General features: G+C 62.5%; 15 protein-coding genes. 12 read left to right on the top strand and 3 right to left on the bottom strand.

Annotated features, from left to right (window positions below; genetic code table 11):
* Positions 1–7: 7 nt before the first annotated feature.
* Entirely contained in the window at positions 8–439 is a 432-nt protein-coding gene (locus tag Q0L48_RS07745) for a BLUF domain-containing protein (RefSeq protein WP_296719273.1), read from the top strand.
* On the opposite strand, the gene Q0L48_RS07740 is transcribed toward Q0L48_RS07745, so the two are convergent.
* Together Q0L48_RS07740 and Q0L48_RS07735 are read right to left on the bottom strand one after the other, a co-directional pair.
* Positions 436–2,001 carry an ATP-binding protein gene (locus Q0L48_RS07740; RefSeq protein WP_296719270.1) on the bottom strand — a complete coding sequence of 522 codons (1,566 nt, stop codon included), beginning with the start codon at positions 1,999–2,001 and terminating at the stop codon, positions 436–438. The genes Q0L48_RS07745 and Q0L48_RS07740 overlap by 4 nt on opposite strands.
* Before the next feature lie 91 nt (positions 2,002–2,092).
* Positions 2,093–2,821, bottom strand: a complete 729-nt coding sequence (locus Q0L48_RS07735) for a response regulator (protein ID WP_296719268.1) — start codon at positions 2,819–2,821, stop codon at positions 2,093–2,095.
* Between the two features lie 988 nt (positions 2,822–3,809).
* On the opposite strand from Q0L48_RS07735, the gene Q0L48_RS07730 reads away from it, so the two are divergent.
* The 6 genes from Q0L48_RS07730 to Q0L48_RS07705 all read left to right on the top strand — a co-directional run bounded on the left by Q0L48_RS07730 (position 3,810) and on the right by Q0L48_RS07705 (position 9,361).
* Positions 3,810–5,786, top strand: coding sequence for a ribonucleoside-diphosphate reductase subunit alpha (locus tag Q0L48_RS07730; RefSeq protein ID WP_296719693.1), 1,977 nt, complete (start codon positions 3,810–3,812; stop codon positions 5,784–5,786).
* Between the two features lie 73 nt (positions 5,787–5,859).
* A complete protein-coding gene (locus Q0L48_RS07725) occupies positions 5,860–6,045 on the top strand; it encodes a hypothetical protein (protein WP_296719265.1) in 186 nt (61 codons plus the stop codon).
* A gap of 106 nt (positions 6,046–6,151) precedes the next feature.
* Entirely contained in the window at positions 6,152–7,198 is a 1,047-nt protein-coding gene (locus Q0L48_RS07720) for a ribonucleotide-diphosphate reductase subunit beta (protein ID WP_296719263.1), read from the top strand.
* A gap of 9 nt (positions 7,199–7,207) precedes the next feature.
* On the top strand, positions 7,208–7,750 hold the full coding sequence (locus Q0L48_RS07715; RefSeq protein WP_296719260.1) for a Panacea domain-containing protein: 543 nt from the start codon (positions 7,208–7,210) through the stop codon (positions 7,748–7,750).
* On the top strand, positions 7,728–8,456 hold the full coding sequence (locus Q0L48_RS07710; RefSeq protein ID WP_296719257.1) for a hypothetical protein: 729 nt from the start codon (positions 7,728–7,730) through the stop codon (positions 8,454–8,456). Before Q0L48_RS07715 ends, Q0L48_RS07710 begins: the two co-directional genes overlap by 23 nt.
* A 440-nt stretch (positions 8,457–8,896) precedes the next feature.
* Positions 8,897–9,361 (top strand): hypothetical protein, encoded by a 465-nt coding sequence (locus Q0L48_RS07705; protein ID WP_296719254.1) that lies wholly within the window; start codon positions 8,897–8,899, stop codon positions 9,359–9,361.
* 241 nt (positions 9,362–9,602) lie between these two features.
* Here Q0L48_RS07705 and Q0L48_RS07700 read toward each other — a convergent pair whose 3' ends face one another.
* Positions 9,603–9,761, bottom strand: a complete 159-nt coding sequence (locus Q0L48_RS07700; protein WP_296719252.1) for a hypothetical protein — start codon at positions 9,759–9,761, stop codon at positions 9,603–9,605.
* Between the two features lie 187 nt (positions 9,762–9,948).
* On the opposite strand from Q0L48_RS07700, the gene argB reads away from it, so the two are divergent.
* The 5 genes from argB to Q0L48_RS07675 all read left to right on the top strand — a co-directional run bounded on the left by argB (position 9,949) and on the right by Q0L48_RS07675 (position 13,541).
* On the top strand, positions 9,949–10,827 hold the full coding sequence (gene argB / locus Q0L48_RS07695) for an acetylglutamate kinase (RefSeq protein WP_296719690.1): 879 nt from the start codon (positions 9,949–9,951) through the stop codon (positions 10,825–10,827).
* Positions 10,828–10,935: 108 nt separating this feature from the next.
* Entirely contained in the window at positions 10,936–11,229 is a 294-nt protein-coding gene (locus Q0L48_RS07690; RefSeq protein ID WP_296719249.1) for a YggT family protein, read from the top strand.
* Positions 11,229–12,143 carry a bifunctional methylenetetrahydrofolate dehydrogenase/methenyltetrahydrofolate cyclohydrolase FolD gene (folD, locus tag Q0L48_RS07685; RefSeq protein WP_296719247.1) on the top strand — a complete coding sequence of 305 codons (915 nt, stop codon included), beginning with the start codon at positions 11,229–11,231 and terminating at the stop codon, positions 12,141–12,143. Before Q0L48_RS07690 ends, folD begins: the two co-directional genes overlap by 1 nt.
* Positions 12,140–12,901: a hypothetical protein gene (locus Q0L48_RS07680; protein WP_296719244.1), complete on the top strand. Its 762-nt coding sequence runs from the start codon at positions 12,140–12,142 to the stop codon at positions 12,899–12,901. The genes folD and Q0L48_RS07680 overlap by 4 nt, the downstream gene beginning before the upstream one ends.
* A gap of 10 nt (positions 12,902–12,911) precedes the next feature.
* Complete coding sequence (locus Q0L48_RS07675) at positions 12,912–13,541, top strand: MarC family protein (RefSeq protein WP_296719241.1); 630 nt, start codon at positions 12,912–12,914, stop codon at positions 13,539–13,541.
* The last annotated feature ends 5 nt before the right edge of the window (positions 13,542–13,546 follow it).

Raw genomic sequence — 13,546 nt, 5'->3', positions numbered from 1 at the left:
CCCGAACGTGAAGCTCGTATCCTTGCTGTATGTCAGCCGCAGCACCCTGTCCGCGGCTTCGGCGGCTGCCATGGTCGAACGGATCGTCGCCGGGTCGCGGGCACGCAATCCGGGGCTCGGCATCACCGGGGCGCTGCTGTTCACCGGAGACCATTTCGCGCAGGTGCTCGAAGGGCCGGCGGCGGCGGTGGACACGCTGATGGCCAGCGTCACGCGCGATCCCCGCCATGAGGGGATCACCGTGGCCGCCCGCGCGCCGATCGCTGAACGGCAGTTCGGCCGATGGAGCATGGCCTATTCCGGCCCCTCGCAATTCGTGGCCCGGCACGTCACCCGGCTGCTGGATGATCCGGACGCGGCATCGCCGGCACGGCAGCGCTGCGCCGAATGGCTCGGCGATCTGTTGTGGGAATTCGCCGAAGGTCCCGCCGCGCGCTAGGACAGCGGCGCAGCATCACCCTCTGCATCGTCGGCAGGCGCCGCCGACGCGGGCCACGGCAACCAGAACCGGAACTCCGATCCTTCCGGCCCGCTTTTCTCGAGCCAGATCTGGCCGCGGTAAAGCTCCACGATCGTGCGGCAGATCGAAAGCCCTATGCCCATGCCCTCGTGTTTCTGGGTTTCGGACCACGAAAACATCGTCGGCACCGCTTCGGGGCATACGCCGCGCCCATGATCGGCAATGCAGACGGTGATGCCGCTTTCGTCCTCGGTCGCGGCGATGGTGGCGCGCGGGCAGTTGGTATCCGCCATCGCATCGCAGGCATTCTGGAGCAGGTTGATCAGCACCTGCTGGATCTTGACCCGGTCGGCGATCATGGTCGTCTCCCGCGCGACACGGTTGTCGAAACCAATCTCGATGCGGCACGAAGACCCCACCAGACGCACGCATTCGGCAACCGCTTCCCGCAGATTGAACGGCTCCCGCCTGGGCTTGCGATGCTTGGTCAGCTGGCGGAGATGATCGAGAATGCCCGAAGCCCGCTCGGTCGCCTCGCCGATGCCGTCGAGCGCGATCATCAGCCGGTCGGCTTCGGGCATCCGCCCGCCATTCGCGCGCAGACCGGCGAGGTAGTTGGTGATCGCGGTCAGCGGCTGGTTGAGCTCATGCGCCAAGGTCGCTGCCATCGTTCCCATCGCGTTGACCCGCGCGGCATGAATCATTTTCATCTCCATCGCGGCGAGAGTTTTGTTGATCTCGTGCAGATCGGTGACGTCCTGACCTTCGCAGAACAGGCCGCTGATCGTCCCGTCTGTGTTCCGCAAGGGCTGGTACACCACGTCCATCCAGCGCCGCTGAAGGCTGTTGGTCGCCGGATCGAATATGCTGATCGGCAAATCCGACGCGCGGAACGGGGTCCCCGTCCGGTAAACCTCGTCGATGAGGTCGAGAAAGCCCTGAGCCGCAAGCTCCGGAAAGACATCGGCCACCGTCTTGCCGATCAGATCATCGCGCTTCGTGAACTCTCGGTACGAGGCGTTGGCGTATTCGAACCGGTGGTCCGCGCCTCTGGAGATTGCGATGAAGCCAGGTGCGTTCTCGTAAATCGCGGGATCGATGGCGCGGCGTTCACGGGGCCGCCTGCCGACCGTCGCCAGATCGATGAAGTTGATGTAGTGACCGATGACCCGATCGGATGCGTCGCAGATGGCCGACATATAGACGACCCCCGGAAACGCCGCGCCGTCGGCACGCGCCAGTTGCATCCGCCACGATCCGCTGCGGCCATCCTCCAGCGCCGCCCGGAACTCGGACAAGGCCGCAGCATCCGCCCCGTCGTGCAGCACTTCCATGACCGGTCGAAACAGAACCGCATCGCCGTTTGCCCCCGTCATCGCGAGATAAGCATCGTTGACGAACATGATCGGATTGCCTTCGATCAGAGTGTTCGTGCCGATCGTCGGCAGAGGAGAGCGATTGACCGCCCGCGCCAAAGCGCCCGACCACGCCTGACGGCATGCAGAACTGCCCGGTTGGCCGATATGCGCCTGTTTGTTCATCGCTGGTTTTCCGGCTCTACGGATTGCTTCGAACCGGCCTCCTGTGTCCCTGCACCTTATCAAACGATCAAATGAAAGTTTGTATCCTGCCTCAGGTTCTGGGCTCGGCTGTCGAATTTTCAGGGAGGTTTTCGATATTCAGCTGCATTTCTGCGGTGAAGCCCGCCAAATTCGCCAGCGCCACAACTTCTGCTACGCTTTTGACATTCAGCTTCGCCAGCGCATTGCCGCGGTGCATTTCTATCGTGCGCACGCTCAGACCCAACCTGTGCGCAACTTCCTTGTTGGGAACGCCCTCCATCAGGATCGCCATTGTTTCACGTTCGCGCGCGGTCAGCTGCGCGATACCGTAACGCGCCTGATCGCGCGCGGAGAGCATGTGCTGCATCTGGTCGAGAACGTCGAACGCCTGCGTGATGGCCTGATTGATCGCCTGGGCCGCGAACGGCTTTTCCAGAAAATCGATCGCGCCCAGCTTCATCGCCTGCACCGCGACCGAGACATCGCCATGCGCCGTCAGGATCACAGCCGGCCAGGTCACCCCGCGTTCCTTGAGGATGGTCAGCAATTGCAGACCATCGATTTCGGGCATGCGGATGTCCACCAGAAGCGGCGCGGGGGTCAGAAACGGCAACTGGTCGAGGAAATCGGCCGCCGACGCGAACGGCCACGCCTGAATGCCCGATGCCGCCAGCATGAAATGCAATGATTTGCGCACGCCGCTGTCGTCGTCGATCACGTATACTCGGGGTGTGGTGCCGGCTTCGGTCTTTGCTTCGGCTTCAGCTTCGTTCGGAGCTTGGTTTTCCGTATTCAACATGAACAATTTTTCGCTTTGTATCGAGGCTGCAAGATCTTCGGCGCTTGTTCTGTCGGCAGGTCGCAAAGCTGAAGATCGGTCTCGCCATCTCGGGGTGGCTGGTTTCGCCTGGGCCGCGCACCGCGGCGGGCTTGCGAGCTATGGTGGCTGTTCGCCATTCTTCGCTGCGCAAGAGCGTGGTGAACTGTGATCGCAGCGCCCTTTGCCGGGTTGTGATCCCGGCGGAGCGCAGAACGAACAGCGCGTTCCCCGACCATTTTCGGCATCGATGCCAGGGCGGGGGCGGCGACCATCCGTGATCGCAGCGCGGATAGGGGGTATAGCCTATGCAGCAACCTGTGGGAACTACGGGGTTCGGGACGGGCTACGCCCGCGCCCTCAGAACGCCCGGCCAGCGGTATGCGTTACGATCATCGGGGCATGCGCCGGACGTTTGCGGCGGGGGCTTGCGAGGCCCGCCGCGCAACAATCATGCGATCGGACGTGCGAAAGATTCACGGATTGATTCACATGATTCAATCACCAAATTTTTCTTCACAGATTCAATTTGGGGCTTGCGGGCCGCGCGACTCAAGCTTGGTCCACGCGTCGCGGGTCCGGGACGTATCGCAGACCGCCCGTTCGTGGTAATTTATGCGTTAATCGCCCGTTGACGTGGAATCGCGCCTGATTCACTATGTAGTGGTTCGGCTTTAGGCGGACCCCCAAGCATTGGTGATTCCCCGGCACAGCCCGCAAGGGCGACAGGGGGGCGGAGTCGCTGCGGAATCAGGGGGAATGTTGCAGGCCGGGAAGCGAATGGCAGGCCCGACTGTGGAGCCCCTTGGGGACATCCTGTTGGCGGATCTGTGGATCGTCCTGTATAGAACAGAATTAGAACACAGGCCTTGTGCCGTGGGATGATTCGGCGGCACAAGTGGGGCAAGCAATGGAATTCAAGGTGAGCGACGGCGTGGGGAATACGGGATCAGGCGATTTGCTGAACGAAATGGATGCGGGCGGCGCTCTGGCGGCGACCGCGATGAAGGATGAAAAGGCCGTGACCATGAACAAGGCTGATAGCGGTTCGGAAGAACTGATCGCCGCCAAGGCGGGCGAGGCGCTGGCCGGCGCAATGACCGAGGCGGCCAAGGAAGCCGCGCGCACCGACAGCAAGAAGGTCAATGACCGCCGTTTCGTCGTCACCACCACGCCCGAACGCGATGCCAACCTGACCGAGTTCGGCAAGGAAACCCTGACCGATCGCTATTTGTTGCCGGGCGAGAATTATCAGGACCTGTTCGCCCGCGTGGCGGATGCCTATGCCGATGATCAGGCCCATGCCCAGCGGCTTTACGATTACATCTCCAAGCTGTGGTTCATGCCCGCCACCCCGGTGCTGTCGAACGGCGGCACCCACCGCGGCCTGCCGATTTCGTGCTATCTCAACTCGGTGTCGGACAGCCTCGAAGGCATCGTCGGCACCTGGAACGAAAACGTCTGGCTCGCCAGCAAGGGCGGCGGGATCGGGACCTATTGGGGCAATGTCCGCGGCATCGGCGAGCCGGTCGGCCTCAACGGCAAGACCAGCGGGATCATCCCGTTCGTCCGCGTGATGGACAGCCTGACGCTGGCGATTTCGCAAGGGTCGCTGCGGCGCGGTTCGGCCGCGTGCTATCTCGATGTCAGCCACCCGGAAATCGAGGAGTTCCTCGAAATCCGCAAGCCCAGCGGCGATTTCAACCGCAAGGCGTTGAACCTGCACCACGGCGTGCTGCTGACCGACGAGTTCATGGAAGCGGTGCGCGCGGGCGACAAGTTCGACCTCAAATCGCCCAAGACCGGTGAAGTGCGCGCCACAGTCGATGCGCGCTCGCTGTTCCAGAAGCTGGTCGAAACCCGGCTGGCAACGGGCGAGCCCTATATCGTGTTCTCCGACACGGTGAACCGCATGATGCCCAAGCATCACCGCGATCTGGGCCTCAAGGTCTCGACCTCGAACCTGTGCTCGGAAATCACTCTGCCGACCGGGATCGACCACCTTGGCAATGATCGCACCGCGGTGTGCTGCCTGTCGTCGCTCAACCTCGAGAAGTGGGACGAGTGGAACGGCGACAAGCAGTTCATCGAGGACGTGATGCGCTTCCTCGACAACGTGCTGCAGGACTATATCGACCGCGCGCCGGACGAGATGGCGCGGGCCAAGTATTCGGCCAGCCGCGAACGTTCGGTGGGCCTCGGCGTGATGGGCTTCCACTCCTATCTGCAGATGAAGGGCGTGGGCTTCGAAAGCGCGATGGCCAAGGCGCTGAACCTCAAGATGTTCAAGCAGATCCACGCCAAGGCGTGCGAAGCATCGATGCTGCTGGCGCAGGAACGCGGCCCCTGCCCCGACGCGGCCGACATGGGCGCGATGGAGCGGTTCAGTTGCAAGATGGCGATCGCGCCGACCGCGTCGATCAGCATCATCTGCGGCGGCACCTCGGCCTGTATCGAACCGATCCCGGCCAATATCTACACCCACAAGACGCTGTCGGGCAGCTTCATCGTCAAGAACCCCTATCTGGAAAAGGTGCTCGACAAGAAGTCGAAGAATTCGACCAATGTCTGGAACTCGATCCTCGAACGCGGCGGGTCGGTGCAGCACCTCGACTTCCTCACGGTGGAAGAAAAGGCGACCTTCAAGACCAGCTTCGAGATCGACCAGCGCTGGCTGCTCGAATTCGCGGCCGACCGCACGCCCTATATCGATCAGGCGCAGTCGCTGAACCTGTTTATCCCGGCCGATGTCGACAAGTGGGACCTGATGATGCTGCACTTCCAGGCGTGGGAAAAGGGCATCAAGTCGCTCTATTACCTCCGCTCCAAGTCGGTGCAGCGCGCCGGTTTCGTCGGCGGGGTGGAGGCGGACAACACCTCCGCGCTCGCCAAGATCGAACTGTCGGCGGGCGAGACCGATTACGAGGAATGCCTGAGCTGCCAGTAGGCGCGAAAGTGGCAGGCCGGCGGCGTGCTGCGGCAGCCGCCGGCTCACCGGATTCGAATACAAGGGGAAGTATATGAATTTGCCGTTCGGAATGGCGATCTTCGGGCTCGTGATCTGCGCCGTGTTCGCGTTCAATTCGGTCCGCGAATTGCGCCGCGACAAGCCCGGCCATGCCCGCAACGCGGCGATGATCCACATCGCGATGGTATCGATGCTCGCGCCGTTCTGCCTCTATGTCCTGATCGCCTGGGCACCTTGAGAATTTCGCGCAAGCGGGTGAATCCTTCACCCCTTGCGTTCCGTAGCTGAAAACCGGGCGCGCACCGCCCATATCCAACATCCAGACGTCCACAGGGAGTAACCCGATGTCGCTGCTCGAAGCCCGCTCCACCTACAAGCCGTTCCAGTACCCCTGGGCCTATGATTTCTGGAAGCGCCAGCAGCAGATCCACTGGATGCCGGAGGAAGTTCCCTTGGGCGAGGATTGCCGCGACTGGGCGCAGAAGATCACCGAGCACGAGCGCAACCTGCTCACCCAGATCTTCCGTTTCTTCACCCAGGCCGATGTCGAGGTGCAGAACTGCTATCACGAAAATTACGGCCGGGTGTTCAAGCCGACCGAGATCAAGATGATGCTGGCCGCCTTCTCCAACATGGAGACGGTGCACATCGCGGCGTACTCGCACCTGCTCGACACCATCGGGATGCCCGAAAGCGAATACTCCGCCTTCCTCGAATATGAGGAAATGAAGGACAAGCACGATTTCCTCCAGACCTTCAACGTCGAAAGCGACGAGGATATCGCCCGCACGCTCGCCGTGTTCGGCGGCTTTACCGAAGGGCTGCAGCTGTTCGCCAGCTTCGCCATGCTGATGAACTTCCCGCGCTTCAACAAGATGAAGGGCATGGGCCAGATCGTCAGCTGGAGCGTGCGCGACGAATCGCTGCACTGCGAAGGCATCATCAAGCTGTTCCACACCTTCTGCGAGGAACGCCAGTGCCTCACCAAGGCGGTGAAGGAAGACCTGATCGACATCTGCCAGAAGACGGTGCGGCTGGAGGACAACTTCATCGACCTCGCCTTCGAAATGGGCCCGGTCAACGGCATGAGCGCCAAGGAGATCAAGCGCTACATCCGCTACATCGCCGATTGGCGGCTGAAGCAACTGGGCCTGCAGGAAATCTACATGATCGAAGACCACCCCCTGCCGTGGCTCGCCCCGCTGCTGAACGGTGTCGAGCACGCCAACTTCTTCGAAACCCGCGCGACCGAATATTCGAAGGGCGCGACCACCGGCGACTGGAACACCGTGTGGTCCAGCTTCGACAAGCGCCAGAAGGCCAGAGCCGTGAACGAGGACAGCGTCGAGCTGCCCGAGGTCGGGCTGTTCGGGGCTGAGGCTGCGGAGTGAGTCCATTCTATGGATCTAGACCCAAGAGGTGTTGCTAACCTAATTCTTGATGAAGCAGATAATAGAGGACGCAAGATTACCAATCTTGCGCTCCAAAAGATTTTGTATTTTGTTCATGGTCGGTTTCTGGTGGAGGAAGAAACACCCCTCCTTGCGGGAAGTTTTGAGGCTTGGCAGTATGGGCCCGTTAGTATTTCAGTTTATGATTCTTTCAAAAAATTTGGCTCATCGCCAATAAACTCAAGGGCTACTCAAAGGGACATATTTACCAAAAGAGAAGAGATTGCTTACCCATCAGTAGATGATGCGATAAAGCAAAAAATACTCGACCATGCGGCACCGTTTTTCAACTTGAGCCCAGGAAGGTTGGTCGAACTTTCTCACGCCAAGAATAGCCCGTGGGAGTTAATTACAAGAGGTCCGGATGGGGGGAGAACATTCGGCCTTAGGATTACGAACCAAAGTATCAAAGATAACTTTCGTCATCATAAGGTTTCAATTGAAAATTCACCCCGTTCTGGAGAACCCCATGAAGAGTCGTCGCCTTACTGAAACAGATATAGTCAATCTCGCCTTCAAGCCTGTCGAAACGAAGCTTGCGCGCTTGACGAACATTGAGCGCCCGAAGCAAATTATCGGCTCCTATGAGCCGTTCCGGCGCTCGAATGCCGATGCGGTAAACCTGCAACTTCCACTTATAGCCGAAGCACAGGATGCAACGTCCTTGGAAATGCTGGAAGCTGTCGTCGCAAAAGCATGCAAGGGGAATGAAGATTTGCTGGCGATGAATCTTCCTATTGCTAGATCAACGCACAGTTTTGCAATGGAAAACAAGATTGTCGCGTTCCGCGAAGATGTTCGGCATCTCATTCTGCCCTTCGGGCATGCATATGAATTTGGTATGCCTTTGCTGATGGCTTACCCTAACGGCAAGATAGTTGCCGCGTTCCCTGACCTTCGGCGCACCGATCCTTTGACGGGAATAGGCCGACGCACAGCTTTATCTTTCATGCACCAGCGCTGGAAAGAAAATAATCCAGACCTCTCGCGCCTCGGCCTGCAAATTTGGCGTTACAAAAATACTGTTGCTCGTGAAATTGAAGTCTTTGAGTGTTCTGAGACTGATTTATTCACATACGACGAAATCATTGCCGACGTTCGCCAGACTTATGAAATTTGGCACGAGGTTCTCGCGTCAGCAGCAAAAGGCCGGCGTGGCGAAACTATGGGGCCGGGCCCACTTTTTGGGACTGCATAAAAGCGCCTCCCTGGGCTTGATCCGGGGGCCCACTTCCTTCTGCGGCGGTGAAGAAACAGCGGGATCCCGGGTCAAGCCCGGGACGGCGACTGGGGAGAGGGCAAGGGCAAAGGCGAGGGCGAGGACAAGGGCGAGAGCAAGGGGTGGCGCTCCCCCGCCCCTAACACCACGCCTTGCGCGGCCCGCCCCATTCCTCCGCCAGCCCTTCGTTCACCAGCACCGCGCCGAGGCTTGTCCCGCCGCGCGTGACCCGTTGCAGGCTGCGGCCCCGTTTTCTCCAGCGTCGGTGCGATGGCCGACAGGGCGGCGGTTGTGGGGCAGCGCCCCTCCCCGTCATGCAAGCGTCACAAAAACAGGGATTTTTCCGCACCCCGCGTAACCGTTTCTTCACCGCTCGCAGCCGACAATTGCCCCCGGACGATTACGGGAGGTTGCAGGTCATGTTCTTCGCAAAGGCACTCGGCGGGTGCATGGTGGTGGTGTGCGGGGGGCTTTACCTCACCGGCTTCTTCGACGGCGAGCAGGGGGTGCGCAATGCGGTGGAAACCGTGCGGCAGGCCGAGATCGCCGATAACAAGAACGCCGCCTGGGGGCCGCACTGCCCCGGCCTGCGCGACAAGCTGCTCGGCTTCAGCGCTGACGGAATGCCGACCGAAATCGAAACCAATGCGCTGCGCTCGATCGCCAAACTCAACGCTGCCGAGCGGGAGTTGAAGAAGGCCGGGTGCGACATCGATGCGGCGCCCGGTGCGCTCGATCCGTTCAACACGCGCGAGGGCGACGACTTTCGCGAAGTGACGAACGGCATGAACGGGGACGTTGTCGATGGCAGCGAATGGGGCGGTGATCCGAACGCCTTCAACGACACGGGCGACGATGACTGGGGCATTCCCGCTCAGCCGTGAAGCACAGGGGGTCCGCCCGCGCTTTCCTACTGCCGCCATGCCGGGGTAGCCTGCGCGCTGCCATGCTGCCGCTCCGCCCTCACCTCGCCTGCCGAACCCGGCCATTGCGCGCCAATCGTGCGGGCGCAGGACACCGCATCCGCCGAGCGGGTTTTTCGGTTCCTGGACAGTGTCTCATGTGTCTCCTACACGCGCTGCGCCTTAACGCGGCAGCGCGGGGGAGGGTGACTTGAGGCCGGGTCTAGCTGCGCTCGGTCGTGCGGCGGTCATCGCCCGAGCGGCGATCGTCCTTGCGGCGATCGGGGCCGTCGAATGGCTGCTGGCCTTTGCGCCGGTCACCCTTGCGGCGAGCGTCATCAGCGGGGGTATCGTCAGGCTGGGCAATCGGTTCGTCACTCATAAAGCACCTCCGAGAGGATTGTCATAGCACCAAACCCCTGAAATCCAAAGATCGCGGTCACACCCGTACCAAGCCGCCTTGCACTGCGCGCCCAAGCCGCTAGGGGCGCGGCATTGGATGTGCCCGCAACGGGCGAGGGAAAGTGACGCCTGTGACCAAAACCAAGCCCAGCGCACCCGCCGCGCAGATGCTCGACCTTTCGAAAGCCGAAGTGCTGATCGAGGCGCTGCCCTACTTCCAGCGCTATGCTGGGCGCACCTTCGTGGTGAAATACGGCGGCCACGCGATGGGCGATCCAGAGGCCGCGCGCGACTTTGCCGAGGATATCGTGCTGCTGAAAGCGGTCGGCATCAATCCGGTTGTGGTGCATGGCGGCGGACCGCAGATCGGCCAGATGCTGGCGCGGCTGGGGGTGGAAAGCACCTTCGTCGATGGCTTGCGGGTGACCGACGAGGCGACCGCCAAGATCGCCGAGATGGTATTGTCGGGCGCGATCAACAAGGAACTGGTGAGCTGGATCGCGGCGGCCGGGGGCAAAGCGATCGGCATCTCGGGCAAGGATGGCGGGCTGGTGACCGCGCGCAAGGTCACCCGCACCACCCGCGATCCCGAAAGCCTGATCGAAAGCGTGGTCGATCTCGGCTTCGTCGGCGAACCGGACCACGTCGATACCAGCGTGATCGACACCGCGGTGGCGGCGGGCATGATCCCGGTGATCGCGCCGATCGCTCCGGGTGCGGACGGCGCGACCTATAACATCAACGCCGATACCATGGCGGGCGCGATCGCGGCGGCGCTGGGCGCGGCACGGCTGTTCCTGCTGACCGATGTAGCAGGCGTGCTCGATGGCGAAGGCAAGCTGCTGACCGATCTCACCCCCGCCGACATCGCCAAACTGCGCGAAGACGGCGTGATCCGCGGCGGCATGGTGCCCAAGCTGGAAACCTGCATCGCCGCGGTCGAGGCCGGATGCGAAGCGGCGGTGGTGCTCGACGGGCGGGTGGGCCACGCGATGCTGCTCGAATTCTTCACCGCCCGCGGGGCCGGCACACTGGTCCGCGCCTGAGATCGCTCGGGAACACTATGGCGCGAGGCGTATTAAGAGGCTAATACGCCTTCGAGGGACTTCACAGGGCGCGGCGATCGCGGTGCCCCGGTAACGGAACGGAATGTAATGCAAGGACTGGCTGTACTCGTCGATATCGTGGTGATGCTCACCAATGTGCTGGTGATGCTGATCATCGTCCAATTCGTGATCGGATTGCTGTTCGCCTTCAACGTGGTGAGCCCCAGCAACGAATTCCTGCGGCAGGTGTACGACTCGATCAATCGCCTGCTCGAACCGGTGCTGCGCCCGATCCGCAACATCATGCCCAATACCGGCGCGATCGACTTTTCGCCGCTGGTGCTGATCCTCGGCCTGCAGATCCTGACCCGCGTGCTGATCGGGCTGACCGGGGCATATTGATGGCGACACAGGCGAAGGACAGCGCGGCTCTGATCGACGGCAGGGCCTTTGCCGAAGGTCTGCGCGCGCGCGTCGGCACGGCGGCCACGGCGTTCGCGCAGAACACCGGGCGGCGTCCCGGCCTTGCGGTGGTGCTGGTGGGCGAGGATGCTGCCAGCCAGGTCTATGTCGGCGCCAAGGGCAAGGCCTGCGCCGCTGCCGGCATGGCGAGCATCGAACACCGCCTGCCCGCCGAAACCAGCGAGCCTGCGCTGCTGTCGCTGATCGAACGGCTCAATCAGGACGAGGCAGTCGACGGCATTCTGGTGCAGCTGCCCCTGCCCGCGCATCTTAACGAACAGGCGATCATTGCCGCGATCAATCCGGACAAGGATGTCGACGGGTTCCATGTCATCAGCGCCGGACGGCTGGCGGTGGGTCAGCCGGGCTTCGTCCCCTGCACGCCGCTAGGCTGCATCATGCTGCTGAAAGACCGGCTGGGCAATGACCTGTCGGGCCTCGATGCGGTGGTGATCGGGCGGTCGAACATCGTCGGCAAGCCGATGGCGCAGCTGCTGGTGGATGCCAACGCCACCGTCACCATCGCGCACAGCCGCACCCGCGATCTGCCCGCGCTGGTGCGGCGCGCGGATATCGTGGTCGCCGCTGTCGGACGGGCGGAAATGGTCCGGGGTGACTGGATCAAACCGGGCGCAACCGTGATTGATGTCGGGATCAACCGCCTGCCGCCCGAACCGGGCAAGGAAAAGGGCCGGTTGGTGGGCGATGTCGCCTTTGACGAGGCACGGGAGGTTGCGGGCGCGATCACACCGGTGCCGGGCGGGGTCGGGCCGATGACCATCGCAGTGCTGCTGCGCAACACGCTGATCGCCGCACACCACCACGCGGGCCTGCCTGCGCCGGAGGGGCTGTGAAGCGCGCTGCGGCGGGTCTGCTGATCGGGGCGCTTGCTGTCTCGCTTACCGCCTGCGCCGCACCGCGCCGGGGGCCGACGACCGCTGTGATCAACCGCGCATTGGCGAGCGCACCGGGCGCGGCGCAACCGAGCACCGTTGTCGCTGCCGAAATCGCCTTTGCCCGCGCCGCGCAGGAACAGGGCCAATGGACCGCCTTTCGCCAGTTCGCGGCGCCCGGCGCGCTGATCCATGCGCCTTCCGGCCCGGTTACGGTCGACGCCTTCCTCGCCGGTCAGGCTGACCCCGCCGAAGCGGTGCAGTGGGAGCCGCGCGCCGTAGCGATCAGCTGCGACGGAGCGATGGCGGTGAGTCAGGGGCGATATCGCGATCCCGAGGGCATGGTCGGCAATTTCGTGACCGTATGGGAACGGCAGTCGGACGGCGAATATCGCTATGTCTTCGATGCGGGCGGGCCGGACGTGCCGCAGCCACCGCCGCGAAAGCAGTTCGACGACGGCGATATCGTCGTCACCTCGATCGACGCGGTGCTGGGCCTGGTCGCCTCCTGCCCGCGCGACGGCGCGGTACCGCCGCCGCCTGCCATGCCGATCGGCGAAAACGGCAAGGCCGATGCCCGCCTCAGCCGCGACGGCACCTTGCGCTGGCGCTGGGAGCACCGCGACGATGGCACCCGCTATGCCGAGGTCGAATATTTCTACGAAGGCCGCTGGATGAAGGCGTTCGAACAAAGCCTGACGCCTGCAGGCGGGCAGTGATGCGCCGCCGATGATCTTTACCGAGCTCTTCGTGTCCGCCTTCATCACCCTGTTCGTGGTGATCGATCCGCCCGGCTGCGCGCCGATCTATGCCGGGCTGACCAAGGGCGCGACCGCCCAGCAGGCGCGCAACATGGCGCTGCGCGCGACCTTTATCGCGGCGATCATCCTCTTGATCTTCGCGCTGTTCGGCCAGCAATTGCTGGGCGCGCTGCACATCGCGCTCGACAGCTTCCGTATCGCAGGCGGGCTGATGCTGTTCTTCATCGCATTCGACATGGTGTTCGAAAAGCGCACCCAGCGCCGCGAGGAACGCGCCGAGAAGATCGCCGCGACCCCCGAGGTCGAGGATGTCTCGGTGTTCCCGATGGCGATGCCGATGCTGGCCGGGCCGGGCGCGATCGCGGCGATCATGCTGCTGATGAACGAGGCCGACGGTTTGCCCGAAATGATCGAAGTGCTGGCGGCGCTGGCGGCGGTGCTGGTGATTACGGCGGCGGCGCTGGTGGCGGCGGGTCCGCTGATCCGGCTGCTGGGCGACAAGGTCGAAGCGGTCATCACAAGGCTGCTGGGCGTGCTGCTGGCAGCGCTGGCCGCACAATATGTGATCGACGGGCTGAAGGGCAGTTTCGGCATCTGACATCG

It is taken from the genome of Erythrobacter sp., assembly GCF_024305245.1.
Lineage (GTDB): Bacteria > Pseudomonadota > Alphaproteobacteria > Sphingomonadales > Sphingomonadaceae > Erythrobacter.
The sequence above is the reverse complement of the archived record's forward strand: the minus strand, read 5'-3'. Positions and strand labels throughout refer to the sequence as shown.